Below are 18379 nucleotides of genomic sequence, written 5' to 3'. Positions count from 1 at the left end.
GCGGCACATCGGGAGGAGCGGCTTCGCCCGCCGTCAGGGTCGTCGGCGGCCCCACCGCAGGCGCGTCCGCGCCTAGGCTCGGCCGATGTCGACCCCATCTCTCCTTCGTGGCATGGCGCTGCTGGCCCAGGGCGACCGGCGCGCCGTCGAGCAGGCCACCGGCCTCGCCGACGACGTCACCGGTCAGCCCTGCTCCGGCCGGACCCGGTTCCAGATCGCCTCGATCAGCAAGAACATGGCCGCCGCGGCTGTCCTGCTCCTCGCCGAGCGGGGAAGGCTCGACGTGCACGATCCCGTCGACCGGTGGGTGCCGAACTGCCCGCCGGCCTGGCGGCCCATCACCCTGCATCACCTGCTCACCCACACCTCGGGCCTCGGGCACTGGGAGGAGTACCCGCTGCTCGACCTGGCCGGCGCGATCGACCCCGACGAGCTGCTGGCCAGGTTCCGCGCGCTCCCGCCGCTGTTCACCCCCGGTGCGGGCTGGCACTACAGCAGCCCGGGTTACGTCCTGCTCGCCCGCGCCGTCGAGCGGGCCGCCGACCGGCCGTACCGGGACTTCCTGGCGGAGGAGGTCTTCGCGCCGCTGGGCATGACCGGCAGCTTCGCCGGCTCCGGCGCGGGACGCGCCGACGTGGCGACGGGCCACTCCGGCGGCCGTCCGGTGCCCTCCTGGGACCTGGACACGGTGGGCATGGGCGCAGGTGACGTCTGGTGCACCGCCGACGACCTACTGGCCTGGCTCGACGGGCTGCGGGACGCCCGACTGCTCACCCCCGCCTCGGTCGCGCGGATGATCACCGCGTACGCGCCGGCCAGCTTCGGGTCGCAGGCGTACGGGTACGGCTGCTTCGTCGGCCTGTCGGCGGGGGAGCGGTCGATCGGCCACTCCGGGCACAACCTCGGCTTCAAGGCGTTCGTCGCCTGGCTGCCGGACTCCGACCGCCGGCTGGTCGTGCTGACCAACGACGACGAGGACCCGGTCGCCCCAACCCTGATCGACCATCTCCTCACCCCCACCTGACCACCCCCACCCCCCGCGTCCCACACAAGCGCTCTTTCACGGAATTAGTGGCCTCCGGCGAGCACGACGCCACTAATTCCGTGAAAGAGCGCGATTCTGTGGGGGCGGGGGACGGCCTGGAAGGGGCGAGGGCGCGTCGGCCGGGTGGTCGACGCGCCCTCGGTTCGTGCGGTTTCGGGGGAACCCCGTCAGGTCAGTGGGTCAGGAGGTGAAGCGGATCCGCCGACGCCGGGCGACGACGAAGAGCACCGCGCCGGCCGCCAGCAGGGCCACCGCGCCCGCGGCGATGCCGCCGGCCGCCGCGCCGGTCACCGGCAGGCCACCGTCCTGGTCGCCGCCACCGCTGCCGCCACCGTCGCAGCCGGAGATCGGGGCGGTCCACTCGATCGGCTCGTCGGACTCCAGGTCGCCGGTGAGGACGACGGTCAGACCCTTGGAGGCCGGGAATTGCACGGACTTGTTGGTGCCCGGCTCGATGGTGACGGTCTGCGGCGTGCCGGTGCTCGGGGTGAAGGTCACGGTCAGGCTGACGCCGTCCTTCGGGTTCTGGACCAGGAGGTACAGCTCGTCGCAGGTGGACTCGTAGGAGGTCTCCGGCTCGCCGACCTCGGGCTCCTGGCACTCCGCCGGGGCCTTTTGGGTGCCGGTCCAGAGGCTCTTCTCGTTCGCGGTGACGGTGATCTGGCCGTCCACCGCGGCGGCGTCCAGCTCGACCTTCTCGATGCTGCGCAGGGCGACCGTGACGGCCTTGCTGAAGCCCTTGTCGGTGGTGATCACGAAGTTCGCCGCAGCGTTGCCGTCGCGGTTGATCAGGTTGAACGTGACCTTGCCGGTGCAGTCGGACTCGACGACCACCTCGGGGGCGGCCTCACAGGTGCCGCCGCCGCCGTTGTACCAGGCCTTCGGGCCCTTCGACTGGGAGCCGATGCCCTTGGGGCTGCCGACCTTGCGGTTGCCGTAGAGGTCGCTCCCCGTCAGCGGGTCAATGATCTTGTCGCCGAAGACGAAGTCGACCTGGGTGTAGCAGGTGGGGACCTCGACCTTGAACTTCAGCGTGGACCGGGTGCCCACCTCGTCCTTGGCGACGGAGGTGAACTTGTCCACCGACTTGCTCAGCACGTACTGCGGGAACTCGACCTTCGTCGACGGTGCGACGTAGGAGACCAGCGCGAAGGACTGCTCCTCGCCCTCGCAGAGCGGGCCGTTGACCAGCGTGATGCTGGCCTCGCCGCGCTTGCCGCGGAAGGTGTGCGTGTACTGCGCGTTGGCCGCGCTGACGCAGGTCGGCCCCTCGGGGGCGGGCGAGGCCGGCGACGCGCTCGCGGACGGCGTCGGCGCGGGCGAGGCCGGGGAGGCCGACGGCATCGGGGACGGGCTGGTGGCCAGCGCCGGCGACGACGCCGCGAACGCCGTGGCGAGGCCGGCCAGGGCGGCGGCGGCCACGACGATCGGCCGTCGTGGCGACAGCTTGGGACGGATCACGCGTACTCCCGGGGTGAAGAAGCATCAGGGGTGCGGCGCGGGGTAGCGGGGGTCAGTGGTCGCGGCCGGGTGCGGCGCGCCCGCGACGACGCCTCCCGGCGCCGGTTGGGCCGGCGGGACGCGGCCGGCACCCGGCAGACCCTAGCGAGAACGGGCCGGCCGGCACAGCGCACGGAAACCTCCGAAAGTGATGTTATGGATTTGAGATCATTGATGTACGCCCGGTGACTGTGGCATGACGCCCCAGCCACGCAGCGTGGCGCCCTGCGGGGTCGCGTAGCGTCGGGGCATGAGCAGGAGCAGGCGGTGACCCGGATCGTGGCCGGGACGCTCGGCGGCCGGCGGATCTCCGCGCCGCCCGGCGCCGGCACCCGACCCACCTCCGACCGGGTGCGGGAGGCCCTGTTCAGCGCGGTGCAGGCCGACGTCGACCTGGCCGGTGCGCGCTTCGCCGACCTGTACGCCGGGTCCGGCGCGGTCGGGCTGGAGGCGCTGTCCCGGGGCGCGGCACACGTGCTGCTGGTCGAGTCCGATCCCCGGGCCGCCCGCGTGGTCCGGGAGAACATCGCCGCGCTGCGGGCCGCCCCGGCCGCCCGGCTGGTCGCCGGCCGGGTCGCCACGGTGCTGGCGGCCGGGCCGGACGGCGGGCCGTACGACGTGGTGTTCGCCGACCCGCCGTACGCCGTGTCCGACGCCGAGGTCACCGAGCTGCTGGCCGCGCTGGTCGACGGTGACTGGCTGGCGGCGGACGCCCTGGTGGTGGTGGAACGGTCCAGCCGGACCGGCCCGGTCGCCTGGGTGCGGGGCGTCGCAGGGGAGCGTAGCCGTCGATACGGCGAGACCACCCTTTGGTACGGTCGCCGCTCATGAGACGTGCGGTGTGTCCCGGCTCGTTCGACCCGGTCACCAATGGACACCTCGACATCATCGGGCGGGCCGCCCGACTCTTCGACGAGGTGATCGTCGGCGTGCTGGTGAACCAGTCGAAGAGCGGCCTGTTCACCGTCGAGGAGCGGATCGACATGCTCCGGGAGGTGACGTCCTCGTACGACAACGTGCGGGTCGCGTCCTTCCGTGGCCTGCTGGTCGACTTCTGCCGGGCGCAGCAGGCCAGTGTGCTGATCAAGGGCCTGCGGGCGGTCAGCGACTTCGACTACGAGCTTCAGATGGCCCAGATGAACATCGGCCTGGCCGGGGTGGAGACGTTGTTCATGCCGACCAATCCGCTCTACTCCTTCCTCTCCTCCAGCCTGGTCAAGGACGTGGCCAAGTGGGGCGGCGACATCTCCTCCCACGTCCCGGACCTGGTTCGCGACGCCCTCCGGTCCCGCCTCACCCCGCACCCCTGACCCGCGCGCCCGATCTCGTGCGTCGGCCACCGGATCGCCCCGTTGCGGGCGATTCGTCGGGCCTACGCGTGCCCGATCGGCCCCGTCGGGCGCGACACGACGCGCGCCGGGCGGGGTGGATCGGCAAGCGGTGGCCCCGGCGCGACATGATGGGTCGAGCGGGAACCCGGCCGTAGCCCGCATCATGTAGGTCGGCCGACGAACGACAGGAGTGAGGTACCGGTGGACCCGCTCGATCGCATCGACGAACTGATCGCCATGGTGGAGCAGGCTCGCTCCGTCCCGATGTCGCGGAACAACTGCATGGTCGACCGGGGCGAGATGATCGCCGTCCTCGACGAGATGCGCGCCGAGTTCCCCGCCAACCTGCGCCGGGCCGCCGTCCTGCTGGAGGAACGGGACAAGATCATGGACGCCGGCAAGCGCGAGGCCGACCGGATCATCAGCGAGGGTGAGGCGGAACACGCCCGCCTGGTGTCGGTGAACGAGATCACCGTCTCGGCCGAGCACGAGGGGGCACGGATCATCGCCGAGGCCCGGGCCGAGGCGCAACGGCTGCGCGAGGAGGTCGACGACTACGTCGACACCGCGCTGGCGAACTTCGAGCAGTTCCTCACCCGGGCGCTCGCCTCGATAGAGCGCGGCCGGGACAAGATGCACGCGCTGCGGGAGATCGGCACCTTCGGTGGGGACGAGGCGGATCGCCCGCTACCCTTCTGAGCGGCACCTCAGCAGCCGACAGGCGGGTGTCGGGCGCCGCCCCCGGTTCGACGGTCCGGCGGTCGCCCAGGTAACCTGCTTTGTCGGCCTCTCACCGGCCGGAGTCTGACTATGCCCAAACACTCGTCTTCATCACTCAACCCCAAGGCGCCGCTGGTCCTCGACACGAGGGACCTGCCGCGTCGCCCTGGCGCGTTGCGTACGGTCAAGCGGGTCGTCCCGGCACCGGCGGACCTCGGCGGGGAGTTGATCGGCGTACCGGAGGGCACGGACCTCGACCTCGACCTGAGGCTGCAGTCGGTGTCCGAGGGCGTGTTCGTCTCGGGGACCGTCAGCGGTCTCGTCAGGGGCGAGTGCGGCCGGTGCCTGCGCGAGATCAACGACTCGGTGGCCGTGAACGTCCAGGAGCTGTACGCGTACGAGGACAGCACCACGGACGAAACGACCGACGAGGACGAGGTGGGCCGGATGCAGGACGATCTGATCGACCTGGAGCCGGCGCTGCGGGACGCGGTGGTGCTCGCGCTGCCGACCAACCCGCTCTGCCGGGAGGACTGCCCAGGCTTGTGCCCCGAGTGCGGGGTGCAGTGGGACGATCTGCCGGCCGACCACAGTCACCAGCAGATCGACCCGCGTTGGGCGGGCCTGTCGCAACTGACCCGTACAGAGGAGTAAGAACCGTGGCCGTCCCGAAGCGCAAGATGTCGCGCAGCAACACCCGGTCCCGCCGGGCGAACTGGAAGGCGGCCGTGGTCGCGACCGTGGCCTGCCCGCAGTGCAAGTCGGCGAAGCTGCCGCACACCGCCTGCTCCGTCTGCGGCACGTACAACGGCCGCCAGGTCATCGAGGTCTGACCTGGACGCCGAGTGACGCCCCCGACCCCAGGTCGGGTGGCGCGTGCATCCTGGCGATCGCCCGGTGCCCCGGCTCCCGCCGTCGCCGGCCGGCCCGTTCCGGCCGACGTCCCGGTGGAGCCGGGCACCGTGCGGATCGCCGTTGACCTCCTCGGCGGGGACGATGCTCCCGCCGTCGTGGTTGGCGGCGCTCTGTATGCCATGCGTGCCGACCCGGACCTGCACCTCCTGCTCGTCGGCCCCGCCGAGGTCGCCGACGGGCTGATCGGTGCCCTCGACCCGGTGCAGCGCACCCGGATCACGGTCCGGCCGGTGCGGGCCGCCGTCGGCATGGCCGACCACCCCGTCGCCGCCCGCGGCGACAGCACCGTGCGGGCGGCGGTCACCGCCGTCCGCGACGGGACCGCCGACGCGGTGGTCTCCGCCGGCGCCACCGGCGCCACCGTCACCGCCGCCGCACTGGGTCTCGGCCGCTGGCCACACGTGCGACGGCCGGCGCTGGTGGCCACCCTGCCGGCGGTCGCCGGCCCGGTGGTGCTGCTCGACGTCGGCGGCTCCCTGGAACCCGGCCCCGCCACGCTGGCCCGACACGCCGTGCTCGGTGCGGCCTATGCGGCCGTCGCGCACGGGGTGGCCGAGCCCCGGGTCGGATTGCTGTCCGTGGGGACCGAGGCAGGCAAGGGGGACCGGCTGCGGCGCACCGCCGATTCGATGCTCGCCGCCGTGTCGCTGCCCCACGAAGCGCGCTACGTCGGCCTCGTCGAGGGGTACGACATCGCCTCCGGCGCGCGCGCCGACGTGGTGGTGACCGACGGCTTCACCGGCAACGTGCTGCTCAAGGCGATCGAGGGCGCGTACGCGATGGCCGGCGGGCCGCCCGCCGGCGGCGGTGTCCCCCGGGCGGCGGCCCTGCTGGGGGTGGCCGGGACGGTGGTCGTCTGCCACGGCGCGGCCCGGGAGGACGATGTCGCCTCCGGCATCGCCCTCGCCGCCCACCTGTGGCGTCGGCGGGCCACCGAAACGGTCTCCGCGCTGCTCGATCGTGCTCCGCAAACCCCCGCCCAGCCCGGTGACCACGCCGATCGCACCACCGACACCGAGGTGAGCCTGTGACCGCCTGTCCCGTCCCGGCCCGACCGGCCGCGTGCTCCGCGCCGGCCCCGGGGGGCCCGCCGCGCGCGGCCCGCCCGGTCGCGAACGAAGAGGTAACCGCATCATGACCAACGACAAGCGGCGGCGGGCCCCCGTCGGCCACCTGGAGTCCGCCTTCGGGGTCTCGCTGAACCCGGAACTGCTGGAGCGGGCCCTGACCCACCGCTCGTACGCGTACGAGAACGGCGGCCTGCCCACCAACGAGCGGCTGGAGTTCCTCGGCGACTCGGTGCTCGGCGTGGTGATCACCGCCGCGCTCTTCCACAACCACCCCGATCTTCCCGAGGGGCAGCTCGCGAAGCTGCGGGCGAGCGTGGTGAACATGCGCGCGCTCGCCGAGGTGGCGCGTGGCCTGGGCCCGGACGGGCTGGGCGCGTACCTGCTGCTGGGCAAGGGCGAGGAGAGCACCGGCGGCCGGGACAAGGCGAGCATCCTCGCCGACACCCTGGAGGCCCTGCTCGGCGCGATCTACCTCCAGTACGGCCTCGACACCGCCGCCATCGTGATCCACCGGCTGTTCGACCCGCTGATGGCCGAGTCGGCCGGTCGGGGCGCCGCGCTGGACTGGAAGACCAGCCTGCAGGAGCTGACCGCCGCGCTGGGGCTGGGCGTCCCGGAGTACCGGATCGAGGGCACCGGCCCCGACCACCTCAAGACGTTCACCGCCTGGGTGGTGGTCGCCGGCAACCGCTACGGCGGGGCGGAGGGGCGCAGCAAGAAGGAGGCCGAGCAGCGTGCCGCCGAGTCCGCCTGGCGGGAGCTGACCGCCCAGGCCGAGCGGGACCAGGCCGAGCGGGACGCCGCCGAGCTGACTGCCCAGGCCGAGCGGGACGCCGCCGAGCGGGCGGCGACCGAACAGTCGGCGGCCGCAGAGGCCGGGACGCCGGCGGCGGTGGGGGCGAGCGCGCCCGGCGGGGCGAACGGGTCCGCCGCGAACCCGGCCGGCGGCAGCGTGCTGGACGTCCGGGCGGCCGACGAGGCGGGCCGTGCCTGAGCTGCCCGAGGTCGAGACCGTCCGGCAGGGCCTGGCCCAGTGGGTCACCGGCCGGCGGATCGCCACCGTCGAAGTGCGCCACCCCCGGGCGGTCCGCCGCCACCTGGCCGGCCCGGCGCACTTCGCCGACGTGCTGGCCGGGCGGACGGTGCGCGACGTGCGGCGGCGCGGCAAGTACCTGTGGCTGCCGCTGGACAGCGGTGACGCCATCGTCGGCCACCTCGGCATGTCCGGCCAACTGCTGCTCCAGCCGGCCACGGCGGCCGACGAGCTGCACCTGCGGGTCCGGTTCCGGTTCGCCGACGACGGCCCCGAGCTGCGCTTCGTCGACCAGCGCACGTTCGGCGGGCTGTCGGTCTCCGAGGGCGGGGCGGAACTGCCGGGGGAGATCGCGCACATCGCCCGGGACCCGATGGACCCGGAGTTCTCCGACGACGCCTTCGTCACCACCCTGCGCCGCCGGCGTACCGAGGTGAAGCGGGCGCTGCTCGACCAGACCCTGATCTCCGGGGTCGGCAACATCTACGCCGACGAGGCGCTGTGGCGGGCCCGGCTGCACGGCGCCCGGCCGACCGACGCGCTGACCGGGCCGACCACGCTGCGGCTGCTCGGCCACGTCCGCGACGTCCTCAGCGAGGCGATCACCGCGGGCGGCACCAGCTTCGACGCCCTGTACGTCAACGTCAACGGCGAGAGCGGCTACTTCGACCGCGTCCTCAACGCGTACGGCCGGGAGGGTGAGCCGTGCCGACGGTGCGGGACGCCGATGCGCCGCGAGGCGTTCATGAACCGCTCCTCGTACAGCTGTCCCCGCTGCCAGCCCCGGCCCCGGGGGGCGCTCCGGGGATGACCCTGGGCACCCCGGAGCGGCCCGACCGGCCCCGCCGCCCGGGGTGCGTCCCGTCGATGTGACGGCAGGATTAGCCGCCCGGTCCGCGGGGCATCTGGGCCGCCATGGACGTACAGCGCATGCCGGCGGTCGGCCACCGCGCCGATGCCCCGGACGAACCCGAATCCCCGCGGAGCCGGCCATGAGCGCCGACGTGCGGGCCGGCACGGTACGGACCAACGTGCCGGCCAGGCTCGACCGGCTCCCGTGGTCCCGCTGGCACTGGATGATCGTCATCGGCCTCGGCACGGTGTGGATCCTCGACGGCCTAGAGGTCACCATCGTCGGCAACCTCTCCGGCAAGCTGGCCGAGCCGGGCAGCGGCCTGAACATCACCCAGAGCCAGGTCACCGGCCTGGCCGCCGCGCTCTACGTGGCCGGCGCCTGCACCGGCGCGCTCTTCTTCGGCTGGCTCACCGACCGGTTCGGCCGGAAGAAGCTGTTCCTGCTGACGCTGGGCGTCTACCTGGTCGCCACCGCGATGACCGCGCTCTCCTTCGACACCTGGTGGTTCTTCCTGTTCCGGTTCCTGACCGGCATGGGCATCGGCGGCGAGTACGCGGCGATCAACTCCGCGATCGACGAGCTGATCCCGGCCCGGCACCGGGGCCGGATCGACATCATCATCAACGGCACCTTCTGGCTGGGCGCCGCGCTGGGCGCGCTGCTGACCGTGCCGCTGCTCAACGGCCTGCCCACCGGCGTCGGCTGGCGGGTGGCGTTCGGCCTCGGCGCGGTGCTGGGTGTGGTGGTCCTGCTGGTCCGCCGGCACGTGCCCGAGAGCCCACGATGGTTGTTCATCCACGGCCGGGGCGAGGAGGCCGAGCGGCTGGTCGACTCCGTCGAGCGGGAGGTGGAGCGGGAGACCGGCCGGAAACTCGACGCCGCCGACAGCTACCTCGAGATCCGCCAGCGCCGCAGCACCGGCTTCCTGACCATCGCGAAGACCCTCTTCGCCCGGTACCCGAAGCGCGCCGTCCTCGGCTTCTCGCTCTTCGTCGGGCAGGCGTTCCTCTACAACGCCATCACCTTCGGCTTCGCCCAGATCCTGGAGACCTTCTTCGAGGTGCCGCCGGGCAACAGCGGCTACTACTTCGCGGTGATCGCGGTCGGCAACCTGCTCGGCCCGCTGCTGCTGGGCCGGCTCTTCGACACGGTCGGCCGGGTGCCGATGATCGCCGGGTCGTACATCATCTCCGGCCTGCTGCTGCTCGGCACCGCGTGGCTGTTCCACGACGGGGTGCTCAGCGCGACGACGATGACCGCCTGCTGGTGTGCGGTGCTCTTCTTCGCCTCCGCGGGGGCCAGCGCGGCGTACCTGACGGTCAGCGAGATCTTCCCGATGGAGACCCGGGCCATGGCGATCGCGTTCTTCTACGCGATCGGCACCGCCGCCGGCGGCATCACCGGCCCGCTGCTGTTCTCGAAGCTGGTCGGCAGCGGCCAGGTCGGCGACACCGTGCTCGCCTTCGTGATCGGCGCCTCCGTGATGATCGTCGGCGGCATCGTCGAGTTGGTCCTCGGCGTCCGGGCCGAGGGGAAGTCGCTGGAGGAGTTGGCAACGCCGTTGAGCGCCGAGGAGTCCGGCGTGCCCCGGCAGCGCGGGGCGGACGACGCCGCGACCCCGGCCGCCACCGGCTGACGCGCCACCCGCCGCGACGCCGCTCCCGCCGTGACGCCGCTCCCGCCGCCCGGGGGCGGCGTTGCTGTGCCCGGGGGTCAGGGGGCGGCCGGGCACGGTGCCCGCCACGCGTCGAGCCGGCGGTCCTTGCGCATCGAGGCGAAGCCGTACCCGACCGTGGCCACGCAGAACTCGTCGGGGTCGCCGGTGTACTCGACGTGGAACACCGGCTTCCCGGCGTCGGCGAACGGCAACAGCTTGGCGCACCGGCGCAGCCGGACGCACTCCTCGTCGACCGCGAAGTCGAAGTCCGGCGCCAGCGCGGCCACCTGTGGCACGTCGCCCAGCAGGCCGGGGGAGAGGCTCAGCGTACGGGCCAGCGCGGCGACCCGCCGGTTGAACAGCAACTGGTCGTCGAAGTCCAGGGGGAGGCCGGGCCGGCGGGCGTACCCGTCGGCGTCGGCCAGCGCCACCGCGCCGAAGCCCTTGCCCCGGCAGAGCCGGAACCGGTCGGCGAGGATCGGTTCCAGCACGTCCCACCGCCGGACGTCCACCCAGCGGGTGTCCGGCCGCAGGCCCGCCCCGCCGCGCGCCGCCGCCGGGTACCGGTCGGCGTCCGGGTCCGTCCCGGCGTACGAGCCGACGGCGACCTGACAGACCAGCCGGCGGTCCCGGGCGCGCAGCGCCGCGGTCTCGGTGGCGGTGGTACGCACCGGGTCGAGGAGGAAGACGTCCGCGTCGACGGTGGTGTCGAGCGGCCCGGTGAGCTGCCACTGCCAGCGCCAGTGCCGGGCCGAGTCGGCCGGCCACGGGGTGGGCGCGCCCGGCGGGAGCAGGTCCGCCCGGCAGCCGTACGCTGCCGTGAGCAGCGTCACCGCGACGAGGGACCGCAGCAGCCGGCGTGGCCCACGCCCCACGCCGGGCGAGCGCAGCCGGATCCGCATCGGCAGCTCCCGGGTAGCTGGCGGCCCCCGGCCGCCCGGTCGGGCCCGCCGCCCCCACGTACCGCCTCGGCGGGCCTCACCCGGTGCAACGAGCGTGACCCCTGCGACGACTCGACCGGGTCGCAGGGGTCACGCTCGTTGCCTCAGCGCGGGGTGCCGAAGTCCTGCGTCCAGTACGGCCCGTTGCTGGTGGCCACGCCGACGCCGATCTCGGTGAACGAGCAGTTCAGGATGTTGGCCCGGTGCCCGGAGCTGTTCATCCAGGCTTTCATCACCGCGGCCGGGGTCTGCTGGTTCCAGGCGACGTTCTCGCCGTACGCGCGCCACGCGTACCCGACCCGGTCGAGCCGCTTGTCGACTTTACTGCCGTCGCTGCCGTCGTGCGACATCTTCCGGTGGTCGGCCTGGTCCTGGCTGTGCGCCTGGGCGGCGGCCGTCAGCTTGCTGTTGATCTTCACCGCGCCGCAGCCGGCCTTGGCCCGTTCGGCGTTGACCAGGTCGACGACCTGCCGCGCCTGGCTGCTGACGCCCGTACCGCCGACGCTGCGGGACGTCGTCGCCGGGGTGCTGCGCTGGTTGCTCCGCGACGCGGCGGTGGACCGGCTGGGCTCCGGCGTCGGCTTGGCGGTCCGACTCGGCGTGGCCGACGGGCGGGCGGTGGTGGGTGAGGCGCTCGGCGAGACGGCCGGCGCGGACGTCGCATCGGGGTCGGCCGGCGCGGCGGCGACCGGGCCGTCGGCAGCGGCCGGGTCGGTCCGCGGGTCGTCCCCGCCCGGCAGGGCCAGGGCACCGACGCCGAGGCTGACGACCAGGGTGGCCGCCGCAGCGGCCCCGCCGATCAGCAGCGGGCGCGGGAACCGGCGGGCCGGCCGGTGCCGCCCCTCGCCGTCGGCCGGAAGGTCCCCGGCCCGGCCTCCCCGGTGCGCCGTGAGGCCCGCCTGCGACCCGCCGGCCGCCGACGCGGCGGGCCCGACGACCGGCACGACCCGGGTGCGCTCCGCGTCCCCCGGCCCGCCGGCGGGCCGGTCGTGCCACGGTACGGTCGGCTGGTCGTGCCGCTGCCCGGTCGGCTGGTCGTGCCACGGTTCGGTCGGCTGGCTGTGCCACGGCTCGGCGTCGGGCTGCCACGGCTCGCCGTCCGGCCGTCGTGGCTCGCCCGCGGGCTGCCACCGACCGGTGGGCTCCTCCCGCCGGGGCTCGCCGCCCGGTCGCTCCCACCGTGTGGTGGGCTGCCGCGCCCACGGCCGGTCGTCGGGCCCCGCCCGGTGCGGATCGGCGGCCCACCGGTCACCCGGCTGGTCCGGCTCGTCCCCGAACAGGTACGCCGACCGCGGCTCGGGCCGGTCGGTCAGCCAGGCGGGCCTGCCGGCCGGGGATTCCTCACGCCGGCGGGCGCCCTCCGGGTCGTTCGGGTCGTTCGAGCCATACACGCCTGTCGCCTCCACGGGTCGGTTGCGGACCGGGCTGAACCTACGGGTGCGGCGCGAGCTGCGGCAACGTGGCTAAGGAAGAGTTAAGCGAATCCGGCTCGCATGGATGGCCGCTTCCGGTGATCCGAGGCGTACAGTTAACACGTCCGGACAGAGCGTGTCCGTGCCTGGTGGCAGCCCCCGACAAGTGGACCGGCAGACGTGGAGATGATCTACGGCCTGCGGGAACTTGACGAATGGCGGTTGTCGGCTCAATATGTAGGTGTCGCCAGTCGCGCCCGGTCATGCCCAGAATCGCTGGGAATGACAGCCGCGAACGAGTGGGCGCGCGTTGGCCGGTCTTTCTGGCAGCGCATATCAAGGAGTCAGTATGGCGAAGGCCCTCTATGGCCACGTAGGTGCAGCGCCCGATCGGCGTCTGCTCGACGAGGTCACCCGACTGCGGTCCAGGGTTCAGGCACTTGAGTTCGAGATCACGCGCCTGCGTGCCGAGAATGATCGGCTCGCGGCGGCTGTGGCGGAGGCGGACGATCTGCTCCGTCTGGCCGAGCCGGCGCTGACCTGATCTTCGGTTGTCGGGCAACTGAATCGCACCACGCAAAATCGCGCGCCGACACTTATGTGCCGGCGCGCCGCCATGTCCGGTCCATTCCCCGGCACCATTTCCTGATCTTGAATAATTGATCAAGCTTCGGTCCGGCGATCCGTCCGATCCGTACCGTGGACGCCCGGCGCCGGTCGCGACGCGCCGGTGGAGAACGGACGCCCGGGGCGGGTCGCGTGCGCGACCCCCGGCGCCGCCGGGTTAGTCTGCGGGTCACCAGGTCCGCGCAGCCCACGACGGTCGGCGACCACCGGACGAGGATCGAGAAGGTGTATCTCAAGAGCCTGACGGTGAAGGGGTTCAAGTCCTTCGCCTCCGCGACGACGCTGAAGCTGGAGCCCGGGATCACCTGCGTGGTGGGCCCGAACGGCTCCGGCAAGTCCAACGTCGTCGACGCCATCGCCTGGGTGCTCGGCGAGCAGGGCGCCAAGGCGCTGCGCGGCGGCAAGATGGAGGACGTCATCTTCGCCGGCACCGCCGGGCGGTCGCCGCTGGGCCGGGCCGAGGTCACCCTCACCATCGACAACACCGACGGCGCGCTGCCGATCGAGTACACCGAGGTCTCCATCACCCGCCGGATGTTCCGCTCCGGCGAGAGCGAGTACGAGATCAACGGCGACTCCTGCCGCCTGCTCGACATCCAGGAGCTGCTGTCGGACTCCGGCATCGGCCGGGAGATGCACATCATCGTCGGGCAGGGCCGGCTCGACGGGATGCTGCACGCCAAGCCGGAGGACCGGCGGGCGTTCATCGAGGAGGCGGCCGGCGTCCTCAAGCACCGCAAGCGCAAGGAGAAGGCGCTGCGGAAGCTGGACGCGATGCAGACCAACCTCAACCGGCTCACCGACCTCACCGCCGAGCTGCGCCGCCAGCTCAAGCCGCTGGGCCGGCAGGCCGAGATGGCCCGGCGGGCCGCCGCGATCCAGGCCAACCTGCGCGACGCCCGGCTGCGGCTGCTCGCCGACGACCTGGCCACCCTGCGCGCCACCCTGGACAAGGAGATCGCCGACGAGAGCGCCCTGCGCGAGCGGCGCGAGCAGATCGAGGCGGAGCACGTCGAGGTGCAGGGCCGGCTCGGTGAGCTGGAGGCGGCACTGGCGGAGGACGCCCCGCTGCTGGCTGCCGCCCAGGACACCTGGTACAAGCTCTCCGCGCTGTCCGAGCGGTTCCGCTCCATCGAGCAGCTCGCCCGGGAGCGGCTGCGTCACCTCAGCGCCACCGGCGACGACGAGCGCCCCGGCCGCGACCCCGACCAGCTGGAGGCCGAGGCCGAGCGGGTCCACGAGCAGGAGGAGGAGCTGCGGGCGGCGCTCACAGACGACCAGATCCGGCTCGCCGAGGCCGTCGAGCACCGGCAGGAGCTGGAACGGCAGCTCGCCGCCGCCGAGCGGGAACTGGTCGCGGCGGCCAAAGCCATCGCCGACCGGCGCGAGGGGCTGGCCCGGCTCACCGGCCAGGTGAACTCGGCGCGGGCCCGCACCACCAGCGCCGGTGAGGAGATCGACCGGCTCGCCGCCGCACACGCCGACGCCCTGGCCCGCGCCGAGCAGGCGCAGGCCGACCTCGACGCGGTGGCCGAACAGTCCACCGAGGCCGACCGGGACAACGCCGACCTCGACGCCCGGCACGCCGAGGCGGTCGCGGTGCAGGAGAAGGCGCAGGCAGCGGTTCGGTCCCTCGCCGACGCCGAGCGGGCCGTCGAGAAGGACGCCGCGACGCACAAGGCCCGCGAGGAGGCGCTCGCCACCGGGCTGCGCCGCAAGGACGGCGCAGGCGCGCTGCTCGCCCGCGCCGACGAGGTGCCCGGCCTGCTCGGCAGTCTGGCCGGGCTGCTCACCATCGCCCCCGGCCACTCCGCGGCGCTCGCCGCGGCACTCGGCGGGCTCGCCGACGCGGTCGCCGTCAGCGGCGTCGACGAGGCGGTCGAGGCGATGCGGCTGCTGAAGATCGCCGACGCCGGCCGGGCCGGCCTGCTGGTCGGCAGCCCCGCCGGGCCGGGCATGACCGGGCCGGCCGACGCGCTGCGCCCGCAGCTGCCCGAGCACGCCCGCTGGGCCCCCGACCTGGTCGAGTGCTCGGCCGAGCTGCGTCCGGCCGTGCACCGGGCGCTGCGCGACGTGGTGCTGGTCGACGACCTTGCCGCCGCGTCCGAGCTGGTCGCCGGGAACCCGGAGCTGCGCGCGGTCACCGGGGACGGCGACGTGGTCGGGGCGTACGCGGCGGCCGGCGGGTCGGCCAAGGCACCCAGCTTCATCGAGGTGCAGGCCGCCGTGGAGGAGGCCCGGACCAACCGGATGGCCGCCGAGCGGGCTGCCGCCGAGCTGCGCGACCAGCTCGGCGAGGCGCGCGCCGAGGTGGCCGCCGCGAAGGAGGTGGTGCAGCATGCCGCCGCCGCGAAGCGGGAGGCCGAGAGCCACCGCAACGCCGCCGCCCGGCGGCTCGCCGAACTGGGCGCCGCCGCCCGGTCGGCGAAGGCGGAGACCGACCGGCTCGGCGACTCCCGGTCCCGTGCCGAGGCAGCCCGGGAACGCGACCTGACCGCGCTGGCCGAGCTGGCGGAACGGCTCCGGCTGGCCGAGGCCACCCCGCTCGACGCCGAGCCGTCCACCGAGGAGCGCGACCAGCTCGCCGCGATGGTGCCGCGGGCCCGGCAGAACGAGATGGAGGTCCGGCTCGCGGTGCGTACCGCCGAGGAGCGGGTCTCCTCGATCGCCGGCCGGGCCGATTCGCTGCGCCGGCAGGCCACCGCCGAGCGGGCCGCGCGGGAGCGCGCGGCGGCCCGTCGGGCCGCCCGGGCCCGGGGCGCGGACATCGCCCGCGCCGTGGCCGGCGGCGCCCGCGAGGCGCTGGCCCGGTTGGCCACGACGATCGCGCGGGCCGAGGAGCACCGGGATGCCGTGGCCCGCGAGCGCGCCACCCGGGAGGCCGAGCTGTCCGAGGTACGCGGCGCGGCCAAGCGCCTCGGCGCGGAGCTGGAGCGGCTGACCAGCCAGGTGCACCGGGACGAGGTGGCCCGCGCCGAGCAGCGGCTGCGCATCGAGCAGTTGGAGGCGAAGGCCGCCGAGGACTTCGGCCTGGACGTGGAGACCCTGGTCGCCGAGTACGGCCCGCACCAGCCCGTACCGCCGACGCAGGCGGACGTGGCGGCGGCCGAGCGGGACGGGCTGCCGGTGCCCGACCCGGTCGCCTACGAGCGCCCGGTGCAGGAGAAGCGGGCCGCCAAGGCGGAGCGGGAGCTGGCCCTGCTGGGCAAGGTGAACCCGCTCGCGCTGGAGGAGTTCGCCGCGCTGGAGGAGCGCTTCAAGTTCCTCACCGAGCAACTGGAGGACCTCAAGGCCACCCGCCGGGACCTGCTCACCGTGGTCAAGGACGTCGACGAGCGGATCCTGGAGGTCTTCGCCAGCGCGTTCGCCGACACCGCCCGGGAGTTCGAGCAGGTCTTCACGGTGCTCTTCCCCGGCGGCGAGGGTCGGCTGATCCTCACCGAACCCGACGACCTGCTCGTCACCGGCGTGGAGGTGGAGGCCCGCCCGCCGGGTAAGAGGATCAAGCGGCTCTCCCTGCTCTCCGGCGGCGAGCGGTCGCTGACCGCGGTGGCCATGCTGGTGGCGATCTTCCGGGCCCGGCCCAGCCCGTTCTACATCATGGACGAGGTGGAGGCGGCCCTCGACGACGTCAACCTGGGCCGGTTGATCACGTTGCTGACACAGTTGCGGGAGAAGAGTCAGCTGATCGTCATCACGCACCAGAAGCGGACGATGGAGATCGCCGACGCCCTGTACGGCGTGACCATGCGCAACGGGGTGACCCAGGTGATCAGCCAACGGCTCAACCGGGCCGACGGGGACGACGAGCGGCGTGGCCGCGGCGAGGAGAACGAGTAGTGGGTCGGGAACGGGCGACGGCGCTCCTGGTGGATTTCGACGGCGTCCTGCGGCGGTGGGACCCGGCGGTGGCCGCCGGGGTGGAGCGGGAGTACGGCCTGTCCGAGGGCGTGCTCACCGAGATCGCCATGCATTGGGGGCGGCTCCAGCCGGTGCTGACCGGCAGGGTCAGCCACGCCGACTGGATGACCAGCGTCTCCGACGCGCTGACCGACTCCGTGGGCGACCCCGAGCGGGCCCGGGCCGCCGTCGAGCAGTGGCAGCGCTACCGCGGCGAGGTGGACCCGGAGGTGCTCGACTTCGTCCGCGAGGCGCGGGCCGGCGGTATCCGGGTCGGGCTCGGCACGAACGCCACCGACCTGCTCGACGCCGACCTCGTCGCGCTCGGCCTGGTCGGTGAGCTCGACGTGGTGGTCAACTCCTCGAAGATCGGGGTGCACAAGCCGGCGAAGGAGTACTTCCAGGCCGCCTGCGAGGCGCTGGAGACCCCGCCGGCCCGGGTGCTCTTCGTCGACGACGAGGACCGGGCGATCCGGGGCGCCCGCGTTGCCGGGCTGTCGGCGCTGCGCTGGAGCGGCCCGGCTGACCTGCGCTACCTGCGGGCTGCGCTGGCCTACTGAAGACGCGAGGCGGCGGCCGGGCCGGTCACTCGCCGGTGCGGCCGTCGATGCGCTCGCGGATCAGGTCGGCGTGGCCGTTGTGCCGGGCGTACTCCTCGATCAGGTGCACGTAGACCCAGCGCAGGTTGAACGTCCGGCGCTTAGGGCCGACCTCGGTGAAGGTCTCGTCGAGCGACCGGCCGGCGGTGGCGGCGCGGGCCAGCGCGACCTCCCGGTGGAAGGTGGCGAAGTCGGCCTCGGCGTCGGCGGCGCCGACGTCGAGGTCGGCGTCCGGGTTCTCCGGCGTGCAGTAGGGGTGGTCGATCCGCTCGCCGGCGAAGTCCTCCCGGAACCACGAGGCCTCCACCTCGGCCAGATGCCGGACCAGGCCGAGCAGGGTGAGCCCCGAGGGCTCGACGCTCGGCGTCCGTAGCTGCTCGGCGGTCAGCCCGGCGCACTTGAGCAGCAGGGTCTGCCGATGGTAGTCCAGCCAGCCCTCCAACATGGTGCGCTCGTCGCCGACGTAGGGCTCGGGGGTCCGGGTGATCTCCGGTGCTCGCCAGGTCATGTTGGCCATCCTCCCCGGGAACCCCGACATTTCACGATCGGGTTTGTCAGGGCGGCGCGGCGACCGACCAGCCGGCCAACGATGAGCCCGCGTACGGCGGGGGTCGGCCAGCGCGCCAGCCCCCGCCGTACGCGGAATGTTCCGATCGTGGTCCGGGTGCCGGTGTCAGCCCCCGGGCGGCGGGCGGCTCATCGGCCGTGCCTCCCCCACAGCGGGCCCGCGACATCTCGATCGCGGGTTCGCCGACGGGGGAGGCGCTTTCCCA

At 73.6% G+C, this 18379-nt stretch carries 16 protein-coding genes and 1 pseudogene; 13 read left to right on the top strand and 4 right to left on the bottom strand.

Translation table 11 applies throughout. The annotated features are described in order from the left end of the window. The first annotated feature begins 85 nt into the window (after positions 1-85). Positions 86-1024, top strand: coding sequence for a serine hydrolase domain-containing protein (locus OG559_RS04570; RefSeq protein ID WP_405112779.1), 939 nt, complete (start codon positions 86-88; stop codon positions 1022-1024). A gap of 201 nt (positions 1025-1225) precedes the next feature. Here the strand turns inward: OG559_RS04570 and OG559_RS04565 are convergent, their stop codons facing one another. Beyond that, a complete protein-coding gene (locus OG559_RS04565) occupies positions 1226-2506 on the bottom strand; it encodes a hypothetical protein (protein WP_405112777.1) in 1281 nt (426 codons plus the stop codon). Positions 2507-2812: 306 nt separating this feature from the next. Here OG559_RS04565 and rsmD point away from each other — a divergent pair, with 306 nt between their 5' ends. From rsmD to OG559_RS04520, 9 genes and pseudogenes are all read left to right on the top strand, one after another. Beyond that, positions 2813-3376 carry a 16S rRNA (guanine(966)-N(2))-methyltransferase RsmD gene (rsmD, locus tag OG559_RS04560; RefSeq protein ID WP_405112775.1) on the top strand — a complete coding sequence of 188 codons (564 nt, stop codon included), beginning with the start codon at positions 2813-2815 and terminating at the stop codon, positions 3374-3376. Then, on the top strand, positions 3373-3855 hold the full coding sequence (coaD, locus tag OG559_RS04555; protein WP_387016554.1) for a pantetheine-phosphate adenylyltransferase: 483 nt from the start codon (positions 3373-3375) through the stop codon (positions 3853-3855). The genes rsmD and coaD overlap by 4 nt, the downstream gene beginning before the upstream one ends. A gap of 222 nt (positions 3856-4077) precedes the next feature. Next, on the top strand, positions 4078-4575 hold the full coding sequence (locus OG559_RS04550; RefSeq protein ID WP_396669795.1) for a hypothetical protein: 498 nt from the start codon (positions 4078-4080) through the stop codon (positions 4573-4575). A 111-nt stretch (positions 4576-4686) separates the two neighbouring features. Continuing rightward, positions 4687-5250 (top strand): YceD family protein, encoded by a 564-nt coding sequence (locus tag OG559_RS04545; RefSeq protein WP_350888493.1) that lies wholly within the window; start codon positions 4687-4689, stop codon positions 5248-5250. Between the two features lie 5 nt (positions 5251-5255). Beyond that, complete coding sequence (gene rpmF / locus OG559_RS04540) at positions 5256-5429, top strand: 50S ribosomal protein L32 (RefSeq protein ID WP_161687848.1); 174 nt, start codon at positions 5256-5258, stop codon at positions 5427-5429. Between the two features lie 114 nt (positions 5430-5543). Then, a complete protein-coding gene (locus tag OG559_RS04535; RefSeq protein ID WP_405116381.1) occupies positions 5544-6542 on the top strand; it encodes a phosphate acyltransferase PlsX in 999 nt (332 codons plus the stop codon). 103 nt (positions 6543-6645) lie between these two features. Next, positions 6646-7371, top strand: a pseudogene (gene rnc, locus OG559_RS04530) (ribonuclease III); the annotation flags it as partial. A 196-nt stretch (positions 7372-7567) separates the two neighbouring features. Then, a complete protein-coding gene (mutM, locus tag OG559_RS04525) occupies positions 7568-8425 on the top strand; it encodes a bifunctional DNA-formamidopyrimidine glycosylase/DNA-(apurinic or apyrimidinic site) lyase (protein WP_405112771.1) in 858 nt (285 codons plus the stop codon). Positions 8426-8606: 181 nt separating this feature from the next. Continuing rightward, positions 8607-10106 carry an MFS transporter gene (locus tag OG559_RS04520; RefSeq protein ID WP_405112769.1) on the top strand — a complete coding sequence of 500 codons (1500 nt, stop codon included), beginning with the start codon at positions 8607-8609 and terminating at the stop codon, positions 10104-10106. 77 nt (positions 10107-10183) lie between these two features. Here OG559_RS04520 and OG559_RS04515 read toward each other — a convergent pair whose 3' ends face one another. Together OG559_RS04515 and OG559_RS04510 are read right to left on the bottom strand one after the other, a co-directional pair. Next, positions 10184-11029, bottom strand: a complete 846-nt coding sequence (locus OG559_RS04515) for an endo alpha-1,4 polygalactosaminidase (protein WP_405112767.1) — start codon at positions 11027-11029, stop codon at positions 10184-10186. Between the two features lie 143 nt (positions 11030-11172). After that, positions 11173-12474 carry a CAP domain-containing protein gene (locus OG559_RS04510; RefSeq protein ID WP_405112765.1) on the bottom strand — a complete coding sequence of 434 codons (1302 nt, stop codon included), beginning with the start codon at positions 12472-12474 and terminating at the stop codon, positions 11173-11175. 355 nt (positions 12475-12829) lie between these two features. On the opposite strand from OG559_RS04510, the gene OG559_RS04505 reads away from it, so the two are divergent. The 3 genes from OG559_RS04505 to OG559_RS04495 all read left to right on the top strand — a co-directional run bounded on the left by OG559_RS04505 (position 12830) and on the right by OG559_RS04495 (position 17567). Beyond that, the gene (locus OG559_RS04505) at positions 12830-13024 is read left to right on the top strand and encodes a hypothetical protein (RefSeq protein ID WP_396669800.1); all 195 of its coding nucleotides are present in this window, start codon (positions 12830-12832) and stop codon (positions 13022-13024) included. Between the two features lie 308 nt (positions 13025-13332). After that, entirely contained in the window at positions 13333-16947 is a 3615-nt protein-coding gene (gene smc, locus OG559_RS04500) for a chromosome segregation protein SMC (RefSeq protein WP_405112763.1), read from the top strand. Then, on the top strand, positions 16947-17567 hold the full coding sequence (locus OG559_RS04495; RefSeq protein WP_405112761.1) for an HAD family hydrolase: 621 nt from the start codon (positions 16947-16949) through the stop codon (positions 17565-17567). Before smc ends, OG559_RS04495 begins: the two co-directional genes overlap by 1 nt. 25 nt (positions 17568-17592) lie before the next feature. On the opposite strand, the gene OG559_RS04490 is transcribed toward OG559_RS04495, so the two are convergent. Further along, the gene (locus OG559_RS04490; RefSeq protein ID WP_405112759.1) at positions 17593-18114 is read right to left on the bottom strand and encodes a DinB family protein; all 522 of its coding nucleotides are present in this window, start codon (positions 18112-18114) and stop codon (positions 17593-17595) included. Positions 18115-18379 lie beyond the last annotated feature (265 nt).

This window comes from Micromonospora sp. NBC_01405 (genome assembly GCF_045040155.1).
Taxonomy (GTDB): Bacteria; Actinomycetota; Actinomycetes; order Mycobacteriales; family Micromonosporaceae; genus Micromonospora.
This window is presented reverse-complemented; position numbering and strand designations above follow the sequence as displayed.